The sequence below is a fragment of the Glutamicibacter uratoxydans genome (assembly GCF_050753455.1).
GTDB lineage: Bacteria > Actinomycetota > Actinomycetes > Actinomycetales > Micrococcaceae > Glutamicibacter > Glutamicibacter uratoxydans_A.
Genome location: NZ_CP192736.1, coordinates 716,408 through 735,869 on the forward strand (window position 1 = coordinate 716,408; position 19,462 = coordinate 735,869).

A 19,462-nucleotide genomic window follows, 5' to 3' on the forward strand; every position below is an offset into this window, starting at 1 on the left:
GTGTCTCTTCCGGCCACGTCTCAGCTTCCGGTACAGATTCCCACACTGTCCTCGGTCACGGGCCGGAGCCGAAGCACACGGAGGATCTTAGGTATTGGCCACCTAGCTACGCGCTTGCGGATGGAACGCTATTGGCGCCGAGTGTAGCGCGCCGGGCTGCCGGAAAGCGCGGTGTAATGTCTGAGAATTTATGGAGAGACGACAAGGGCTCAGCACGCGATACGTGCTGAGCCCTTGTCGTCTTGAAAATTACTTGGTGGGCGTATTGCTTTGCGCGGCGGTAGCCGGTGGACGCTTATCGAAGACCAGCGCACCAACTTCCTGCTCTGCCTGATTGGTGAAGGAGAGGTCGATGCCCTTGTGGTCACGGATCAGGCTGACAGCTACCAAGGAAATCAAAGTAACGATCAGCAGGTACAGTGCTACCGCGTTGGTGCTTCCGGTGGCTTGGACCAATGCCGTGGCAATCATCGGGGCGAAAGCGCCGCCAATAATTGCACCAATGGCGTAGGAGATTGAAACACCGGAGAAGCGAACCGATGCCGGGAACATCTCCGAGTACAGGACGGCCTGCGGGCCGTAACCCAACCCCAAACCGATCGAGAACAGGAGCAGCGCAAGGTAGAACATCCCTAGCGAGCCAGTGTTGACCAAGGCGAAGACCGGGAAAAGGGCGATGGCTTGAATGGTGAAGCCGATTTGGTAGGTTCGTACGCGTCCGATCTTGTCGGCGAGATACCCTGCCAGCAGTGTGGTCAGCAGCCACATGAAGGCGCCAAATGCGATCGCGATAAGGACATCGGTGCGATCTAGCCCCACTGGACCTTCTGGGTCAGTGGTGTAGGCCTGGAAGAATCCGCCGGTGGTCATGTAGCCAGCGGCGTTGTTCGCAGCGAACACCAGAGCCGCGATGATAACCAGTGGCCAGTGCTTCTTGAATAGTTCAATGATCGGCACCTGAGACTGCGCCTTGTGTTCGGCGATTTCCTCGAAGATTGGCGACTCATCCACAGCCTTACGGATGTAGTAGCCGATGATGATCAGAATAAAGCTGACTAGGAACGGAATGCGCCAGCCCCATTCGATGAAGGCATCGCCCGGTGAAATCACACCGGTCATCAGCGCCATCATGCCCGAGGCGAGCAGCATGCCGAGTGGCACGCCGATCTGTGGGTTAGCGCCAGCGCGCCCACGACGATCGGCCGGTGCGTGTTCCACCGCCATGAGGACTGCGCCGCCCCATTCGCCGCCGGCCGAAATACCCTGCAGGATACGTAGCAGGAGCAACAGGATTGGTGCGAGCAGGCCAGCTGTTTCGTAGGTTGGCAGCACGCCGATCAGTACGGTGGCAGTACCCATCAAGGACAGGGTAAGTACGAGCATCGCTCGGCGACCCAATTTATCTCCGTAGTGACCAGCCAAGAAAGCGCCCAGTGGGCGGAAGAGGAAGGAAATTCCGACCGAGGCAAAGCTGATCAGCAGTCCAAGCTGACTGCCGGCGGGCTCAAAGAAGAGCTGGCTGAATACCAGGCCAGCCGCCGTGGCGTAGATGAAGAAGTCATACCACTCGACGGTGGTACCAATGATGGTGGCAAAGGCAACCCGGCGTTGGCTGACTTTTGAACCGTGATGAGAGGCTTGGTGAGACATGGTGCTCCTCGATGGGCGATGCATGAGTGTGTCGTGCGTCGCGTGAGTTATTAGTCACCCTAGATGAGTAAGTCCTAAACTACTCCAACACAAAAGACCTCCTGAAACAGATCAAAAAATCTGGTCAGGAGGCCTTTTAACGTTTGACGGAGAGTGTTAAGAATTATGGTGTGAACAAAAACCTAAACACTCTCCTGACAACACTTTACGTGTTCATCACCGACCATGTCATCCCGACCCTGCCCACCAGGCCATGCCGCGGACGGCGGCAATTACTCACTGACGCTGAATTGCTCTGCTTGGCCGTGGCCCAGCACTTGCTGCACGGGGACGCTTCCGAATCCCGGTGGATCCGCTACGCCCGCACCCATCTGACTGGCATGTTCCCGCATATTCCCCAGCAATCCGGATACAATAAGAGGATCCGCGCCGCCGCGCCCCTGGTCTCCCACACCCTGACTGTCCTGGCTAAAGATGTCCCCACCTGGAACGACGTGCTGCGCCTTCTGGATTCCACCCCGGTGCCCTGCGGCCAGTCACGCGAAACGGTGAAACGCTCGAACCTGGCCGGACAGGCCGGCTACGGGTACTGCGCATCGCATTCACGGTATTTCTGGGGCTTTAGGCTTTATCTGATCTCCACCCCCGATGGCATGCCCGTCATCTGGGGGTTGGCCAACCCGAAGATCGGCGAGCGTGAAGCGATCGCCGCGATGCTCGATGCCAGTAGCGACCTGGTCTGTGACGGGCAGGTCATCCTGGCGGACAAGGGCTTCGCGGGCAAGCAGTTCGAAGCGTTCATCACCGAGGACCTCAAGGCGCATTTGCTGCGACCGGACCGGAAGGATGAGAAACCGCGGTTCGGGGACTTCGGCGGGATCCGCCAGTGGGTCGAGTCGATCTTCGACACTCTCAAGGGGCAGCTGGGTTTGGAACGCCATGGGGCTCGCACGCTGGAGGGGGTGATGGCTCGGGTAGCGTGCAAGCTGTTGGCCATGGCGGCCGGGATCTGGCATAACTGGAAGATTGACGCCCCGCGCAAGCGTTCGCTGGTCTCGTATGACCACTGAATCCGCGGGGCGATCATTAGGAATTAATCATCTAGTGTGGCATCTCGCACAGGTAAGGTAAACTTCAAATACCTGCAGTACATCTTAAGTTGGATTGAATTATGTCTGGTTTTTCCTTGCGCCACCTAGAAATCATGGCAGTTCTTCCGCAACACGATACTCTCGGTTCGGCCGCAAGTCAGCTAAAAATTTCCGAATCAGCCCTTTCTCAAGCGTTGAGCACGATCGAAAGAATTGCGGGGGAGCCGCTGTGCCTGCGGCGCAAAGCCCATGGGATTTCAATGACCGCGTCTGGGCGGTACTTTTCCTCGTTGGCACGAAAAATCATGCTGGATGTCGAGAACTTAGAGGCCACTTTCCCGCACCGGCACGGCGCCTTACGCGGCCCGGTGCGTTTTGGCTGTTTCGCTTCTCTTTCCCCGCATTTGGTCCCGGCAGTTATGGAAGAGTTCCCGCCGTTGCACCCGGAACTTGACGTCTCCGTCACGGTGGGGACTCATGATGAACTGTTGCCCGCCTTGCGTTCGGGTGATCTCGACGTGGCCTTTGTGTATGACCTGTCGCTTCCGGCTGATGTCACCAAGCAGGTGATCTACGAGACCGAGATGCAAGTGGTGATGCATCCAGAGCACCCGCTGGCTCAGCTCAACCGACCGCTGGAGTTACGCGATCTAGCCGATGAGCCACTGATACGCTACGAATCCGATCCAAGTACGCAACACCAAATGCAGCTCTTCGCGTCGCAAGGTCTGACCCCGCGGATTGCTGCATCCGTGCCACAAATGATCTTGGTGAGCGCGATGGTTGGCCGCGGTTTGGGGTACGGGCTGTTGATGCGTCGGCCGAATAACGCCGAAATGTCGCTCGAAGGACGCCCCCTGGCTTTCCGCGATCTTAAGGCACCGAATTATCCCAACGCGGTGGTGGCGATTAGCCCACGTGAAACAAAGATTCCGGTACGCGTGCAGGCCCTCGTTGATTACACGGTTCAGCTGATGCGCGCAGGCTGGAACTAGCCTTAGCGTTGGCTCCCGCGGCGTAGGGGAAGAACTCTTGCATGCTGAAAGTTTCCGGCACCCCTACCGTGCCACCAGCAGCTTCGGCATAATGGGGAAGACCCGAAGCACGACCGCGAGTTTTCATGCCGAAGGGACGAAGAGATGATTGGTACCTGGCAAGCCTTAGTGATTGATTGCGAAGACCCAGATTCGCTGGCACGGTTCTACGAGCACTTACTAGGAATGGTCCGAATCGACAACGACCCCGACTGGGTGAGCATCGGTGATGCTGCAGACCGTCCGGCCATCGCCTTTCAAGCGGTCAGCCCATATGTTCCGCCGCAATGGCCCGGTCATCTGAATCCACAGCAGGCACATATCGACGTGCGGGTCAAAGACCTCGACTTGGCCGAAGATCAGGTGCTCGCGTTAGGTGCGCGAGCCACCGGCGAGGGAAGCAAAACTTTTCGGGTCTACCTCGACCCGCAGGCTCACCCATTTTGCTTGGTCAGTTGGTGATTAACCCCAGTGCTCGAAGGCTACTCGGGCCGCTTGCACGCGTGAGTTGACACCTAGCTTCATCATTGTCCGGGAAACATGGGTTTTCACCGTGGTCTCACCGATCTGTAGTTGCTGTGCAATTTGTGGATTGCTCAGCCCTTGGCCGACAAGTTTCAGTACGTCCAGTTCCCGCTCGGTGAGCACGTCGTCTAATTTCGTGGAAGCCGACGTCGGCAGCCTGATGCCAGCCATCGCGCGTTCCAGCACACGGGCGGTTACTTCCGGGGCAAGGGTCGAGCGGCCAGCAGCTGCGTCTCGCACCGCGGTGGTGATCTGGTGAGGTGTAGCGCTTTTGAGTAAAAAACCATAGGCACCGGCTTGGAGGGCCCCGAAAAGATACTCATCGTCGTCGAAGGTGCTCAGGATTAGCACCTTGCCTAACTGGGCAGAACTGATGAGTTCGGTGGCTGCGACACCATTGAGCACCGGCATTCGCAGGTCCATCAAAATCACATCGGGACGATGCGCCCGGGCGTGCTCCACCGCCACGCGCCCGTTTTCGGCTTCGGCAACGACCTCGATGTGCGCATCGCCCTCCAAGACCATCCGAATCCCCAGTCGCACGGTGTCGTGGTCATCGACGATTAGTACTCGGATGCTCATCCTTGCTCCTCTTCGGTTGCAGCCTCTGGTGCGTGCGCTTCAGCGCATACCTGTAGCGGCAGGTTCACGCTCAGCGAGAACTGATTCGCGTCGTGTTCTTGCTCTATCCAACCACCCAATGTCTTGGCACGGGCCGCAATATTACTGATCCCGGTCCCGGCCGACGACAATTGACTGAGTGTTTCCGGCTCGCAAGGGTTTGCCGCGTAAAGCCGCACCAACTGCAGCGGTGCTCGGCCGTCTTCAGCGGATGCTTGCCCGGTGTGCAGACCGATGCTTACCTCCAGTGGCTGTGCACAAGCGTGTTTCGCGTGGTTGACCAGCACCTCATTTAAGGTGCGGTACAGTGCGGTCACCAGCCGCGGATCGGTCAATTGCTCGGGAACTAGCTCATTACTGAAACGGATCTTGCTGCCACCGTCGCGGAAAGACTGGACCAGCGGGTCTATCGAAGCGAAGGTGGCCACTAAGGCTGAGGAGTTGCGTGAATGGAGCATTCGAACCATCTGAGTCATCTCTTCGAGGCCGCTGACGCTTTCGGAACGAATGGTCTGCAGGCTCCGTCGGCTGATGTCCGAGTAGCCCGCTGCTTCAGTTGAGGGATCTCGATCTAGTAGGGCACCACTGAGCAGCGCGATGGAGGAAAATCGGGCGGACAGGACATCGTGCATTTCTCTGGCCAGCGCCGTTCGTTCTTCGGCCATTGACTCACGATGCTGCGACCTCAAAAGCTGCTCACGATCGGCCGCTGCCCGTTCCACCGCGTTGGCTCGTTCTTGCTCACTGCGTGCTAGTTCCGCTCCATGACGCACATTGGTTGCCCATTGCTGGGCAGTGAGCAGAATAAACCCGGTCAGAAACACCGTGAGTAGACCCTGCTGGAAGTCCTCGGTGAGAATCCATTGGGCGAGTCCGGAGCCGATCAGGATGAACGCAATCACTCGCGAGGCGATTTTCCGGATACTTTCCGCGGCGAGTAAGAAAATACTGAAAACGGCTTCAAAGACCAGGAAGAATCCGCCCAGAGACCCCAAAAATAGCAAGGCCATGGCGCTGAGCAGTTGGAGGCTTACGCTCCAAGCGAGGTTGCGCCGGCGCCATGCGATGGCGCTGACGCCAAGCAACAGTGGAACCGGCCACCAAGGGACAAAAGCTTGCGCTCCCGGTAGCGGATCGTTGGTGACCCCCGACAGATGCAACATCACCGTGAGCAGCAGGTAGATCGCCGCAACTTCCAGTTCCTGCGTCCCGGAAGTAAAAGCATGCTTCAAGCGGGTGACCAAGTTACTCATAGTATCTATCTTTACCCGCCAGTTGCCCACTAGGCCTCCTCCCAAAGGAGGAACCGCGGTGGTCTATAGCCTGATGCGTGGTACCGAGGGTCTTGGGAGTGTAGGGGTTATGGACATAATGCAACAGGCACCGGCCTTGACCTTGACCCTACTGGCACTGATCGATGCGACGAGCATTGGCACTTTGGTGATCCCGATTTGGTTGCTGTTGCGGCGAAACTATCGGGAAGTGATTCCCAAGGTGTTGCTTTATTTGCTGGTATTAGCTGGCTTCTATTGGGTGGTGGGAGTGCTCTTGCGTGCCGGGTGGCAACTGGGGCAGCTCGGCGGTTTTGGTGCTTTGTTCTCCACTCCCGCGGCCCAATGGATCAAACTCGTCCTAGGTGTGGGGTTACTGGGATGGGCGTTGCTCACCCCAAGCAAGCGCCAAAGTACCGCCTCAGCGCATTTAGTCCGTAGCGAGCAGGGACAGTCGGAGCACAGGCCACCAGCGAACCAGCACAGCAGTCCGCTACCGCAACTCGCGGTAGCTAAAAGTTTGCGCGGGCGGTTAACGACGGCTCTGGACTCGTACACCGGGGTAGTAGCACTGGCGCTGGTGGCTGGGCTTCTGGAGCTACCCACAATGTTGCCGTATTTAGGTGCCCTAGGACTGATGGAATCCTTGGGCTGGCAACATGCGCTGCAGCTGGTAGTGCTGGTCTTCTACTGTGTGGTGATGATCTTGCCCGCCTTGCTGTTAGTTCTGCTGCGGCGGGTGACCGGAAACCGCGTGGAGGCGCTCTTAGGCCGGATTGGTCACAAACTCAATGCCTTTGCTGCCGAGTCGTTGCTCTGGGTGGCTGGAGTTGTCGGATTTCTGTTGCTTCGCTCTGCCGCACTGGATTTGGGTGTCTTCGGGTTCTTGAGCTGACAGCGCAGCCGCGTGCCGAACCATACTCAACAACGCGAAGTGTCCGGCGGAACAGTGGCAACCAGATACTCCACAGGCACTTCCACGCTGTGGGCGAATCCTTGATCCTTAAATTGGTCTGTCACGCGGGAAAAATGAAAGAATAGGAGAATGGATTCTTTAGGCAGTAACGCAACCGGCGCGAAGAAGCTGAGCCTGAACGCTTCGACGCTGGCCATGGGCGTGATGGTGATCGTGCTTCTGGTCGCAGTGATCTTTGCAGCGAACTCAAATGAGATTGTTGGCTGGTTTGTTGTGGTTATTTCTGGCGGCTGGCTGCTGCTCTCCGCATTCCTTGTGTTCGGTCTGAAACGTGGGGCGGACAAGATCAATTCTTCGCTGCGTGAAGCTACCGCGGCGGCCGCGGGTCGCGCTCAGGGCGGCTCCAGTGTAGTTGTCGATGAAGGCACCAGCCAGCGCGATATGAAATTGGATCACTCCTTCAAGATTATTCAGGTGCAATCCGGGGTGATCTCCCAGCAGCTGGAGAAGGACGACGAACAGTCGCGGGGCATGATTGAGCGTGCTCTGGAAACCATCACCATGACCGCGACGAACGCGCGCGACATGATGAAGCCCTCCGGCAAGCCACTCGATGGCGAAATCATCGACTAGTTTTATTACCTCACAGCGCAACGTCCCTTCCGGAGGTTGCGCTGTATTTTTTGTAAGGTGGAACCGTGATACCAACCAGCCTGGAAGTCCTGAGTAAGAATGCCGGCGCCGTGCGCGTGGCCTCGGTAAACGTCAACGGCATCCGTGCCGCTTACCGCAAAAATATGCCCGATTGGGTTGCCGCCCGAGATGCGGACATCCTGTGCCTGCAAGAGGTGCGGGCACCGGATAACATCGTGCGCGAGCTCATCGGTGAAGGCTGGCACATTCTGCATGCCGAAGCCAAAGACAAGGGACGTGCTGGGGTGGCTATTCTCTCGCGTGCCGAACCCACTGCGGTACGCGAACACCTCGGCGATGAATACTTCGCCGAGTCCGGCCGCTGGGTGGAAGCCGATTTCACCATGGCCGATGGCTCCACCCTGTGCGTAGTCTCCTGCTATGTGCATTCTGGAGAGCTGAACACCCCGAAGCAGGAAGACAAGTACCGCTTCCTGCAGCGCATGACCGAACACCTGCCCGTGTTGAAAGCTACCAAGGACCATGTACTGGTGGTCGGTGACTTGAACGTTGTCCACACTGAAAAGGACATCAAGAACTGGAAGCCGAACCACAATAAGCGCGCCGGTGTGATGGATGAGGAAATCGCTTATTTTGATGGGTTCTTCGGCGAACAGATCGGTTACAAGGATGTGGCCCGCGAATTGGCCGGAGACGCTCAGGGACCGTACACCTGGTGGTCCTACCGGGGGCAAGCGTTCGACAATGACGCCGGGTGGCGTATCGACTACCATATGGCCACCCCGGAACTTGCCGCGAAAGCCCTGAAGTCCCACGTAGACCGCGCCTCGGCCTACGATCTGCGTTTTTCCGACCACGCACCGCTGGTCATTGACTATCAGTTCTAGAAGGATCCACCGATCATGCAAACACTTCGTCCTCGCGTCCTGTCGGGAATGCAGCCTTCGGGCGATTCACTGCACCTAGGAAATTATCTCGGGGCCTTGGTCAACTGGGTGAAAACCCAGGATGACCACGACGCGTTCTTCTTCATCCCGGACATGCACGCCATCACGGTGAGCCAGGATCCGGCTGAGCTGCGCGCCCGGACGCGCAAAACTGCGGCCCAGTTCATCGCCGGCGGCATCGATCTGGACAAGTCCACCCTCTTCGTCCAGTCGCAGGTGCCGGAGCACGCCCAGCTGGCTTGGGTGTTCAACTGCATTACCGGTTTCGGGGAAGCAAGCCGGATGACCCAGTTCAAGGATAAGTCCAGCAAGGGCGGCGCAGATGCAGCCAGCGTGGGACTTTTCACCTACCCGATTCTGATGGCCGCGGACATCTTGCTCTACCAGCCCGAGGGTGTCCCGGTGGGTGATGACCAACGCCAGCACGTGGAGCTGGCCCGTGATTTGGCCAAGCGCTTCAATCACCGTTTCGGCGAGACCTTCGTGGTTCCGGAGGCCTTCATTCCGAAGGAAGGGGCGCGCATCTACGACCTGCAGCACCCGACTTCCAAGATGTCCAAGTCCGCCGAATCCCCGGCCGGCCTGATCAACGTGCTGGATGAACCGAAGTTGATCGCCAAACGTATCAAGTCCGCAGTGACCGATGCCGGTAGCGTTGTAGCTTATGACAAGCAGGAGAAGCCAGGGGTTTCGAACCTCTTGGACATCCTGGCTGCAGTGACCGGTAAGCAGATCCCAGAATTGGTCACCGAGTTTGAAGGCAAGATGTACGGTCATCTGAAGGTCGCCGTAGCTGAGGCGGTGGTGGAGCGTCTGACCCCAATCCGCAACCGTACCCTCGAGTTGCTGGATGATCCAGCAGAGCTGGACCGACTGCTACTGGCCGGGGCCACCAAGGCGCGCGAAGTTGCGTCGAAGACGGTATCCGAGGTCTACCAGAAGGTCGGTTTCCTGCCACCGCTAGGTGCGCTTAGTTAACCGTGTATCCATTCCCGAACCGCATCGAGAACCCCAGATACACGCTGGGAGTGGTGATTTCTGTGCCCGAACCGCTTCGGACACAGCTACACCACTGGCGGGTTCGTTACGGGGCCGCCGATAGCCAGCAGGTGGCCCCACACATCACGTTGGTGACCGGATCTTACCGCGGCACCTGGGAAGCCGCTGCTGAACATGTGGCACGGGTCTGCGCCGAACAGCGGGGGTTCACGGTGCGGTTGGGGCCCGCGCAAAGTTTCCGCCCGGTCACCCAAGTCACCTACCTGCCGCTGGAAGTGGGGGAACGCGTTTGCCACCAACTGCATCAGTCGCTGGTCAACGGACCCTTAGTGCATGATTCGGCCTATAGCTATCACCCGCACTTGACGATCGCGCAGAACGTGCCGGATGCTCAGCTGGAGCGTGCGCTTGCTGATTTAGCGCAGGTGCGTTTGGACTTTGCGGTCACCGAGGTGCAGTTATTTGATATGCGCCACGGAGAATGGAATCTAAGTCAGAGCTTCACTTTGACTTAGCCCGGTATAGTCCGACCAAGCCAATTTGGTACAGAAAAGCTCCGGCGGGTACTGATGAAATCAGTACCCGCCGGAGCTTTACCTAAGGCCGGTACCCGCAACCGTACAGATGCGGGTACCGGCTAGGCGGTCGCGGAATTAGTTGCCGCGGATGTTGGCCTCAACCTTGGCGCCGGTGTCGGCGTCGATGTTCTTCCAGTACTGGATAGCGTTGGAGAGCACTGGCTCGATAACCCCGTCCAGAGCACCGGTAACGGTCTCGACCAGGCGTGCGCGCTGCTCGTCGTCCATCACTTCGCGAACCAGGATACCGGCCTGAACGAAGTCGCTGTCCTCGGCATGCAGGGTCATCGCGGAGCGAACCAGCTCGCCGTCGGACTCGAAGGAGTTATCCACTGGACCGGTGTTGTCGCTCCACGAGTCACCGAAGGAGTTCGGGGCGTAGTAGCTGCGCGCGCCGGTGGACTCGTACCACATGTTGCCCTCGAAAGCGTAGGTGTGCACTGGCACCTTTGGCTTGTTCACTGGCAGCTGCTGGAAGTTGGTACCGATGCGGTAACGCTGTGCATCGGCGTAAGCGAAGTTACGGCCCAACAGCATCTTGTCCGGGCTCATTCCCATACCTGGAACCATGTTCGCTGGGGAGAAAGCAGCCTGCTCGATTTCAGCGAAGAAGTTTTCTGGGTTACGGTTCAGGGTCAGGGTACCGACCTTGATTCGTGGGTAATCCTTCTTCGACCAGGTCTTGGTCAGGTCGAATGGGTTGTAACGGTAGGTCTTAGCCTCTTCGTAAGGCATGACCTGGATGTACAGATCCCACTTCGGGAAGTCGCCTTCCTTGATGGCGTTGAACAGGTCACGACGGTGGAATTCGGCATCGGAACCGGCCAGGGCCTCAGCCTCGGCACCGCCCATGGTCTCGAACTTCTCGGACTGCTTGTTCAGGAAGTGGTACTTCACCCAGAACTTCTCGCCAGCTTCGTTCACCCACATGTAAGTGTGCGAGCCGTAGCCGTTCATGTGACGCCAGGTCTTTGGCAGACCGCGGTCACCCATGATGTAGGTTACCTGGTGGGCGGACTCAGGGTTCTGGGTCCAGAAGTCCCACTGCATGGTGCCATCGCGCAGACCGGAGTCTGGCAGACGCTTCTGCGAGCGGATGAAGTGTGGGAACTTCATTGGGTCGCGCAGGAAGAAGACCGGGGTGTTGTTACCTACCAGGTCGAAGTTACCTTCGCTGGTGTAGAACTTCAGTGCGAAACCACGCACGTCACGCCAGGTATCAGGGGAGCCGATCTCACCTGCAACGGTGGAGAAACGCAGCAGGGTCTCGGTCTTCGCGCCCTTCTGGAACAGCGCAGCCTTGGTGTACTGCGAGACATCCTCGGTGGTTTCGAACTCACCGAAGGCGCCGGAACCCTTGGCGTGCGGACGACGCTCCGGAACGTTCATGCGGTTGAAGTGCTGCAGGGTCTCGACCAGGTGGTGGTCGTGCAGGACGATTGGGCCGTCCTGGCCTACGGTCAGCGAGTTACGGTCGCTGACGGCTGGAATACCAGCCTGAGTGGTCGAACCAGTCTGATGTCCGTTGTTAGCGGCAGCCATCTGTTCTCCTTAGTGTGTGGTTCCGGTTTGGGTCAGGGAGTTAGTCCTGGGATCCGGCGCACGTAGCGCAGATCCCGTGATAGAGGACTTCAGCCACGGAAATTTTCATTCCGCGGACGATGTTGGGGTCGAGACATGCGGGTTGCGTCAGTGGCAGTGCCACATCCTCGACGAGTCCGCACTGTGTGCAGACGGCATGGTGGTGGTCGGTAATCCGGGTTTCGTAGCGTGCCCCGGCCTGCGGCACATCTAACCGGCGCAGGAGCCCTGAGTTGGTGAGATCGTTCACCACGGTATGTACGGTTCCTAGCGCGAGCCCCGGCAATTCCTGCTGCGCGTGGCGGTGCAACTCCTCGGCAGTGGAATGTGGATGCGTCGTGGCGCAATCTAGGATCGCCAGACGCTGTTTGGTGACACGACGGCCAGCCTCGCGCAACGGCTGTGACCAGCGTGCGCGTGCTACGTTCTCGGTGTGCCCCATACCTCCATCATGCCACAAACTTGAGTTATTCAAAATAAGTAGATGCTTAAGTTTCGCTGAGCGGTGAACCACCGGCAGGTTAACTCCCTGCCGGTGGAGTTAAAAACCAATGGGTCCGAATCTACAAGAGATTCGGACCCATTGGGTTCTCGCAAAATTACACGGTGCGCGAAAGAATTGCCTGCTTGACCTCGGCGATGGCCTTGGTCACCTGGATGCCACGGGGGCATGCTTCGGAGCAGTTGAAGGTGGTGCGGCAGCGCCACACGCCTTCCTTGTCATTCAGGATCTCTAGACGCATATCGCCGGCATCATCGCGCGAGTCGAAGATGAAGCGGTGGGCGTTGACGATCGCTGCCGGGCCGAAGTACTGGCCATCGGTCCAGAACACTGGGCAGGAGCTGGTGCACGCGGCACACAGGATGCACTTGGTGGTGTCGTCGAAACGCTCACGGTCCTCAACGGACTGGTAGCGTTCGCGGCTTGGCTCGTGACCCTTGTTGATCAAGAACGGCATGATCTCACGGTAGGACTGGAAGAATGGTTCCATATCCACGATCAAGTCCTTCTCCAGTGGCAGGCCCTTGATGGCTTCCACGGTGATGGGCTTGGAGGTGTCAAGGTCCTTCAGCAGGGTCTTGCACGCTAGGCGGTTGCGGCCGTTGATGCGCATGGCATCGGAACCACAAATACCGTGGGCGCAGGAGCGACGGAAAGAAAGCGTTCCGTCGTGGTCCCACTTGACCTTGTGCAGGGCATCCAACACGCGGTCGGTGCCGTACATGGTCAGCTTGAAGTCTTCCCAGTAGGCGTCCGCATTGCTCTCTGGGAGGTAACGACGCACCCGCAGGGTGATGTTGAAGGTCGGGATCTCGCCGCCGCCGCCGACACCGGGCTTCAGCTCGATCTTAGAGGCTGGTTCTGGCAGTTCGGTGCTCATTAGTACTTACGCTCCATTGGCTGGTAACGGGTAAAGACCACGGGCTTGGTCTCCATGCGGATACCGCGGATGCCCTCGGTGACGGCCTCGGCATCGCGGTAGGACATCGAGTGCTTCATGAAGTTCTCGTCGTCGCGATCCGGGTAGTCCTCGCGGTAGTGGCCGCCACGCGATTCCTTGCGGTGCAGTGCGGCAACGGTCATAACTTCGGCCAGATCCAACAGGAAGCCAAGTTCAATAGCTTCAAGCAGATCCAGGTTGAAGCGCTTGCCCTTGTCCTGGATGCCGATGTTCTTGTAACGCTCGCGCAGCTGTTCGATGACATCGCGAGCTTCCTTCAGCGAGCGCTCATCGCGGAACACCTGAACGTTGGCGTCCATGGTCTCCTGCAGGGTGGCGCGCAGTTCGGCGACGCGCTCGGTTCCGGTGGAGTTCAACAGCTCCGAAACCTGCTTGGTGACGTAGGAGTCGCCTTCCTCGGGGAGTTCGACGAAGTTGGCACCCTTAGCGTATTCCGCGGCGGCCACACCGGCACGCTTACCGAAGACGTTGATGTCCAGCAGTGAGTTGGTGCCCAGACGGTTCGAACCGTGGACCGAAACACAAGCAACCTCACCGGCGGCGAACAGGCCTGGGATGACGGTGTCATTGTCCTGCAGGACTTCGGTTTCGATGTTGGTTGGAATACCACCCATGGCGTAGTGCGCGGTGGGGTAAACCGGAACCGGATCGGTGAACGGTTCCACACCCAGGTAGGTGCGGGCGAATTCGGTGATGTCCGGCAGCTTGGACTCGATGTGCTCTGGCTCCAAGTGGGTCAGATCCAGCAGTACGTAGTCCTTGTTTGGACCACAGCCGCGGCCTTCGCGTACTTCGTTGGCCATAGCGCGGGCGACGATGTCACGCGGAGCCAGATCCTTAATGGTTGGTGCGTAACGCTCCATGAAGCGCTCACCGTCGGAGTTACGCAGGATCGCGCCTTCACCGCGGGCACCTTCGGTCAGCAGAATGCCAAGGCCAGCCAGACCCGTTGGGTGGAACTGGAAGAACTCCATGTCTTCCAGCGGCAGACCGCGACGGAAGGCGATACCCATGCCGTCACCGGTCAACGTGTGGGCGTTGGAGGTGGTCTTGAAGACCTTGCCGGCACCGCCGGAAGCGAAGACCACGGACTTGGCTTGGAATACGTGCAGTTCGCCGGTGGCCAGGTCGTAGGACACGACACCGGCAACGCGCTTCTGCTTGTAGGCGGTGCCGTCCTCGCGGTAGGCATCCTCTTCAACCATCAGCAGGTCCAGCACGTAGTACTCGTTGTAGAACTCAACGTTGTGCTTCACGCAGTTTTGGTACAGGGTCTGCAAGATCATGTGACCGGTACGGTCCGCGGCGTAGCAGGCGCGACGTACGGCGGCCTTGCCGTGGTCGCGGGTGTGACCGCCGAAACGGCGCTGATCGATCTTGCCGTCCGGAGTACGGTTGAACGGTAGACCCATCTTTTCCAGATCCAGCACCGCGTCGATGGCTTCTTTAGCCATAACTTCGGCTGCGTCCTGGTCAACTAGGTAGTCGCCACCCTTAATGGTGTCGAAGGTGTGCCATTCCCAGTTGTCTTCCTCGACGTTGGCCAGAGCTGCACACATACCACCCTGCGCTGCACCGGTGTGCGAGCGGGTTGGGTACAGCTTGGTCAATACTGCGGTACGGGCGCGCTGCCCGGATTCGATCGCGGCACGCATCCCGGCGCCGCCGGCACCGACGATGACGACGTCGTACTTATGTACCTGCATTCTTGATGCTCTCTTTTCTAGAAAAATCTATCGTTGCGAGCGCTTAGGCGCACTGTGGCAGCGGGCTGTTGGCAATGCACGGATCGAAGGTGAAGATCACCAGCGAGCCCAGCACGATGATGAAGATCGTTGCGACGTACAGGATGCCCTTGAGCCAAGTGCGGGTTGCATGCTTCTCGGCGTAGTCGTTGATGATGGTGCGCACGCCGTTGGTGCCGTGCAACATCGCCAGCCAGAGTAGCGCCAAGTCCCAGAACTGCCAGATAGGGGAAGCCCACTTGCCGGCGACGAAGCCGAAGGACAACCCGTTAACGCCCTCACCGGTGAGCAGGTTAGCGATCAGGTGACCAAAAATCAGCACGACCAGCACCACGCCGGACAGGCGCATGAACAGCCAGGCGAGCATTTCGAAGTTGCCACGCGACTTGGGCCCACGAACGTACTTGGGGTCCATCCGCTGGCTGCGTGGAGCCTGAATATCAACACTCATGATTAGTGCCCTCCCAGAGCGAGCGTCAGGTGACGGATCGTGAAGCCGGTGAAGGTGACGGCCCAAACGGCCAAAACGCCCCACAGCAGCTGACGCTGGTACTTGGTGCCCTGCTTCCAGAAGTCCACCAGGATCAAACGCAGGCCGTTGAAGGCGTGGAAGAGAATGGCAGCGACCAGACCGGTTTCACCGATGGCCATCAAAGGGTTTTTATAAGTGGCGATGACGGCGTCATATGCGCTGGCGTCGACGCGTACCAGTGCCGTATCAAGTACGTGCACCAACAGAAAAAGGAAAATAACGACACCGGTGATGCGGTGTCCCACCCAAGACCACATGCCCTCACGGCCGCGGTAGAGGGTGCCTGACGAAGTCTTCGACACTGAACTAAACCTCCAAGACTCGCAACGGCGCATGTGTATCTTGCACACAATGAGATGTGACGCACTTGTGCGAGCGTTCCTTGTGCGAGTCTAGACCACTTGAGGCACTGTCTTCCATGTTCTGTTTATTTTGTGTGAGCAGGTTCACCCGGCGGGGGCAATATTGCGGCGAATGGCCGTAATTGCCGCGTAATTACGGCAGTTAATAGTGAGCTAATTTTTCTCCTTTGTGGCCGCTATGTGTGCAAAATCCAACCCCTAGGATCACAAATAAGCCCATCGAATGAACTAGGGTGTCTGATGTGAATGAAGACCTTCTAGCGCGGTTCCATGGCGTGATCCCGGCCGGTGGTGTCGGGACCCGACTGTGGCCGCTGTCCCGGGCCTCCGCCCCCAAATTTTTGCATGATCTCACCGGGTCAGGTTCCACGCTGATCCGCGCCACCTATGATCGGTTGGTGCCACTGGCTGGGGAACGAATCATGGTGGTTACTGGGCGGGCTCACCGACGCGCCGTGTTGAGCCAGCTCAACGAGATTTGCGATGAAAACTTGGTGTTAGAACCCGAGCCTCGCGATTCCGCGGCGGCCATCGGTTTAGCCGCCGCGATTCTGCACCGCCGAAACCCGCAGATCATTATGGGATCCTTCGCCGCGGATCAGGTCATTGGTCCGGTAGAGGTGTTCCAAGAGGCTGTGCGCGAGGCCATTCATACCGCGGCCACCGGCAAAATTGTCACCATCGGTATCCACCCGACCCATCCGTCGACCGGTTTCGGCTATATCCAGACCGGGATGCCACTGGATGTTCCCGGTGCACCGACCGCCCGCGCGGTGGGGCAGTTCGTGGAGAAACCCGATGCCGACACTGCCCGGCAGTATTTAGCGAGCGGCTTCTTGTGGAACGCCGGCATGTTCGTCGCTCCGGTCTCACTGATGCTCAAGCACCTGCAGGCCAATGAGCCGGCTCTCCACGCCGGGTTGCTACGCATCGCCGAGGCTTGGGATACCGAGCAACGCGAGGAAGTGATGGCCGAAGTCTGGCCGACTCTGCCGAAAATTGCGATCGATTACGCGGTGGCTGAGCCGGCTGCCGCGGCCGGTGATGTTGCGGTGATCCCTGGGGTATTCAACTGGGACGATGTGGGCGATTTTGCCGCCATTGGTCGGCTGAATAAAGCCAGCGAAGAAACCGGGGTGATCACCTTGGGCGACAAGGCCCGGGTCTACTCGGATAACGCGACGGGCGTAGTCTACGGCGACATTCCGCGCGTGGTGGCGCTCATCGGTATTGACGATGTCATTGTGGTGGACACCGCCGATGCGCTGCTGGTGACCACCAAGGAACATGCGCAACAGGTGAAAACCGCGGTTGAGATGCTGAAACGAGACGGCGAAACCGAAGTTCTGTAGAACTTGGTGCACTCCAAACACTGCTGGCCCGCACTGAATGCGGGCCAGCAGTGTTTTATCCGCTGTGTCCCGTAGCTTTGCTTAGCGCGGTAGCTCGCTGAGAAATTCGTGCACCAGCGGCCCGGCTGTTTGGGCCCCGCCGCTACCATCTTCCACAAAGGCCGCAACTGCCAAATCATCCTGAATGGCGATGGTCCAGGCATGGGCGTTACGTTCCGCATCGTATTCGGCGGTTCCGCTCTTCCCCCGCACCTCGCCGCCAGGCAGATCCTGCAGGATTTCCAGCGTGCCCTGCTCCACCGCTTGACGCATCATGATCCCCAACGCTTGGGCTTCCGCGGCGGTCAAATCCCCGGTGGCGCTGGGCGTCGGGGTGTTAGCCGCCTCCTCCGCCGACGGATCGAGGACCAATTGCGGGGAAATCGTGCGTTCTGCCGCGATCGAGGCGGCGACGGTGGCCATGGCAAAAACCGAGGACTGCACCACACCTTGGCCGATCATATTGGCCGCCAATTCGGTACCCTCTGAGGAACTTGGCACCTCACCGGTGAAGGCTCCGGCTCCGCTATGATCTGCCTGCCCTAAGCCTAGGGCGGCAGCAGCCTGCGCGAGTTGTTCGGCCCCGAGCTGAGCCCCGGCGGATACGAAAACCGTGTTGCAGGACTGAGCGAGTGCTTCGCTGAGCGTGATTTCACCGAGTGATGCGCTGGGGTAGCCGTCGTAATTTTTGAAGGACTTGCCATCCACGGTCGTGGTGGCCGGGCAATCCACCAGTGTTTCCGGGGTGGCGCCGGCGCGCAGCATCGCTAGCGCGGAGGCCACCTTGAAAGTGGAGCCCGGAGCGTACTGACCTAGCAGAGCGGTGTTGTAGGTGTTGTCTTCGGGGCCTGAAGCCACGGCCAATACCGCCGCATCGGAGGGGCGAATCGCCACCAGTGCCGAGACGCTGGCGCTGTCGGCCAGCACCGATTCGGCCAGTTGTTGGAGCTGCGGATCCAAGGTTAATCGGACATCGCTGCCGGGGATGGCGGGGGAGGTAAAGAGCTGATTTTGCGGCTCCCCGCTGGCTGAATGGCGTGTGATGGTGGTTCCCGGGGTCCCGCCGAGGGTGTCGTTGTAGCTGGCCTGCAGGCCAGCGAGCCCCACCTGTTGATCGGGTTGGATTCGGCCGGCGGAATTTTCCACAATTTCGGCGGTGGCTGGGCCGACGCTGCCGAGCAGCGCGCGGGCGAAGGTGCGGGTGGGAGCGAGGGGGAGTGTATCCTGCTGCACCCCGGCTCCCGGGATTTGGGTGATCTGCTCGGTACTGATCTCACGTTGGGCATCGTCGCGAAGTACGATGGCCTGCACCCAAGCACGTTCCCCCGAGGCTGCCACACGCTGGGTGTAGGCGGTTTCATCGATTTCTACCAGTTCGGCAAGCTCGCGCGCGGATTGCTCCCACTGCTCCGGTTGCAGATGGGATTTGTCCAGACCCACCCGCACCACCGGACGATCACTGACCAACACTTGATCCGCGGCACCGAGGATCCGTCCCCGATCGGCCGGCAGATAGCGCGCACGCAGGGTGTCGCCTTCTTGCAATTCGGGCGCCAGAATCTGCGGGGTGAACCGGAGCTTCCAGTCGGTGGCTTCTGGATCGTATTCGAAGACTGCGGTGGTGTCGTAGCTTAGATCATTTTCGGTCTGGTCGATGTCCCAGATGGTACGGATCACCGCCTGCGCGGTAAGCGGTTCCGCATCGGTGGACTCAGCCATAGTGACCGACTCCAGCTGGTGTACGCGGGTGATGTGCTGCACCGGTTCAAAGGCCTGTGCCAAGATCTCGGCCGGTGCGATGTCTGAATCCGCGGTGAGGGGGACGGCCGAAAAATCGGCACTTTCTAGTGCCTGGGTGAGCGCTTGGGCGGCCGGTTGCGGGTCGGGGATCCGTTCGCTGCAGGCGCTGAGGGTCATGGCGGTCAGGCTGGCTGCCAGCAAAGCGCCGGTGGCGCGGGAAACGGATCGCATGGGCTCATCGTAGGCAGGTGCAAGTCGGCGGAGCAATCCGTTCTCGCCCGGTTACCGAACGCGCCGGCAGAGTGCTTTGTATTGCATGAAATGGGCGATTCGTTACGCAACAACTATCAAAGTACGGCTCG

General features: G+C 59.0%; 19 protein-coding genes. 9 read left to right on the forward strand and 10 right to left on the reverse strand.

Annotation, left to right across the window (positions count from 1 at the left end; translation table 11 throughout):
- Positions 1-249 precede the first annotated feature (249 nt).
- The gene (locus ACQQZ8_RS03420) at positions 250-1,650 is read right to left on the reverse strand and encodes an MFS transporter (protein ID WP_431711300.1); all 1,401 of its coding nucleotides are present in this window, start codon (positions 1,648-1,650) and stop codon (positions 250-252) included.
- 170 nt (positions 1,651-1,820) lie between these two features.
- On the opposite strand from ACQQZ8_RS03420, the gene ACQQZ8_RS03425 reads away from it, so the two are divergent.
- The 3 genes from ACQQZ8_RS03425 to ACQQZ8_RS03435 all read left to right on the forward strand — a co-directional run bounded on the left by ACQQZ8_RS03425 (position 1,821) and on the right by ACQQZ8_RS03435 (position 4,237).
- The gene (locus ACQQZ8_RS03425) at positions 1,821-2,720 is read left to right on the forward strand and encodes an IS982 family transposase (RefSeq protein ID WP_431711042.1); all 900 of its coding nucleotides are present in this window, start codon (positions 1,821-1,823) and stop codon (positions 2,718-2,720) included.
- Positions 2,721-2,821: 101 nt separating this feature from the next.
- Positions 2,822-3,736, forward strand: coding sequence for a LysR family transcriptional regulator (locus tag ACQQZ8_RS03430; protein WP_431711301.1), 915 nt, complete (start codon positions 2,822-2,824; stop codon positions 3,734-3,736).
- Positions 3,737-3,880: 144 nt separating this feature from the next.
- The gene (locus tag ACQQZ8_RS03435; protein ID WP_431711302.1) at positions 3,881-4,237 is read left to right on the forward strand and encodes a VOC family protein; all 357 of its coding nucleotides are present in this window, start codon (positions 3,881-3,883) and stop codon (positions 4,235-4,237) included.
- Here the strand turns inward: ACQQZ8_RS03435 and ACQQZ8_RS03440 are convergent, their stop codons facing one another.
- Positions 4,238-4,882, reverse strand: a complete 645-nt coding sequence (locus ACQQZ8_RS03440) for a response regulator (RefSeq protein WP_431711303.1) — start codon at positions 4,880-4,882, stop codon at positions 4,238-4,240.
- Positions 4,879-6,174, reverse strand: a complete 1,296-nt coding sequence (locus ACQQZ8_RS03445) for a sensor histidine kinase (protein ID WP_431711304.1) — start codon at positions 6,172-6,174, stop codon at positions 4,879-4,881. The genes ACQQZ8_RS03440 and ACQQZ8_RS03445 overlap by 4 nt, the downstream gene beginning before the upstream one ends.
- Positions 6,175-6,283: 109 nt before the next feature.
- On the opposite strand from ACQQZ8_RS03445, the gene ACQQZ8_RS03450 reads away from it, so the two are divergent.
- The 5 genes from ACQQZ8_RS03450 to ACQQZ8_RS03470 all read left to right on the forward strand — a co-directional run bounded on the left by ACQQZ8_RS03450 (position 6,284) and on the right by ACQQZ8_RS03470 (position 10,223).
- Positions 6,284-7,087, forward strand: coding sequence for a GAP family protein (locus ACQQZ8_RS03450; RefSeq protein ID WP_431711305.1), 804 nt, complete (start codon positions 6,284-6,286; stop codon positions 7,085-7,087).
- Positions 7,088-7,237: 150 nt separating this feature from the next.
- Positions 7,238-7,741 (forward strand): hypothetical protein, encoded by a 504-nt coding sequence (locus ACQQZ8_RS03455; protein ID WP_431711306.1) that lies wholly within the window; start codon positions 7,238-7,240, stop codon positions 7,739-7,741.
- A 65-nt stretch (positions 7,742-7,806) separates the two neighbouring features.
- A complete protein-coding gene (locus ACQQZ8_RS03460; RefSeq protein ID WP_431711307.1) occupies positions 7,807-8,649 on the forward strand; it encodes an exodeoxyribonuclease III in 843 nt (280 codons plus the stop codon).
- 15 nt (positions 8,650-8,664) lie between these two features.
- Entirely contained in the window at positions 8,665-9,687 is a 1,023-nt protein-coding gene (trpS, locus tag ACQQZ8_RS03465) for a tryptophan--tRNA ligase (protein ID WP_431711308.1), read from the forward strand.
- Between the two features lie 2 nt (positions 9,688-9,689).
- Positions 9,690-10,223 carry a 2'-5' RNA ligase family protein gene (locus ACQQZ8_RS03470; protein ID WP_431711309.1) on the forward strand — a complete coding sequence of 178 codons (534 nt, stop codon included), beginning with the start codon at positions 9,690-9,692 and terminating at the stop codon, positions 10,221-10,223.
- Positions 10,224-10,361: 138 nt separating this feature from the next.
- On the opposite strand, the gene ACQQZ8_RS03475 is transcribed toward ACQQZ8_RS03470, so the two are convergent.
- From ACQQZ8_RS03475 to sdhC, 6 genes are all read right to left on the reverse strand, one after another.
- A complete protein-coding gene (locus tag ACQQZ8_RS03475) occupies positions 10,362-11,828 on the reverse strand; it encodes a catalase (RefSeq protein ID WP_431711310.1) in 1,467 nt (488 codons plus the stop codon).
- Positions 11,829-11,868: 40 nt separating this feature from the next.
- Positions 11,869-12,309, reverse strand: coding sequence for a Fur family transcriptional regulator (locus ACQQZ8_RS03480; RefSeq protein ID WP_431711311.1), 441 nt, complete (start codon positions 12,307-12,309; stop codon positions 11,869-11,871).
- A gap of 157 nt (positions 12,310-12,466) precedes the next feature.
- Positions 12,467-13,249, reverse strand: coding sequence for a succinate dehydrogenase iron-sulfur subunit (locus ACQQZ8_RS03485; protein WP_431711312.1), 783 nt, complete (start codon positions 13,247-13,249; stop codon positions 12,467-12,469).
- A complete protein-coding gene (gene sdhA / locus ACQQZ8_RS03490) occupies positions 13,249-15,036 on the reverse strand; it encodes a succinate dehydrogenase flavoprotein subunit (protein WP_431711313.1) in 1,788 nt (595 codons plus the stop codon). Before sdhA ends, ACQQZ8_RS03485 begins: the two co-directional genes overlap by 1 nt.
- Positions 15,037-15,079: 43 nt before the next feature.
- On the reverse strand, positions 15,080-15,526 hold the full coding sequence (locus tag ACQQZ8_RS03495) for a succinate dehydrogenase hydrophobic membrane anchor subunit (protein ID WP_431711314.1): 447 nt from the start codon (positions 15,524-15,526) through the stop codon (positions 15,080-15,082).
- A 2-nt stretch (positions 15,527-15,528) separates the two neighbouring features.
- Positions 15,529-15,864, reverse strand: a complete 336-nt coding sequence (gene sdhC, locus ACQQZ8_RS03500) for a succinate dehydrogenase, cytochrome b556 subunit (protein ID WP_431712120.1) — start codon at positions 15,862-15,864, stop codon at positions 15,529-15,531.
- 347 nt (positions 15,865-16,211) lie between these two features.
- On the opposite strand from sdhC, the gene ACQQZ8_RS03505 reads away from it, so the two are divergent.
- Positions 16,212-17,321 carry a mannose-1-phosphate guanylyltransferase gene (locus ACQQZ8_RS03505; RefSeq protein WP_431712121.1) on the forward strand — a complete coding sequence of 370 codons (1,110 nt, stop codon included), beginning with the start codon at positions 16,212-16,214 and terminating at the stop codon, positions 17,319-17,321.
- A gap of 81 nt (positions 17,322-17,402) precedes the next feature.
- On the opposite strand, the gene ACQQZ8_RS03510 is transcribed toward ACQQZ8_RS03505, so the two are convergent.
- Positions 17,403-19,331: a penicillin-binding transpeptidase domain-containing protein gene (locus tag ACQQZ8_RS03510; RefSeq protein ID WP_431711315.1), complete on the reverse strand. Its 1,929-nt coding sequence runs from the start codon at positions 19,329-19,331 to the stop codon at positions 17,403-17,405.
- Positions 19,332-19,462 lie beyond the last annotated feature (131 nt).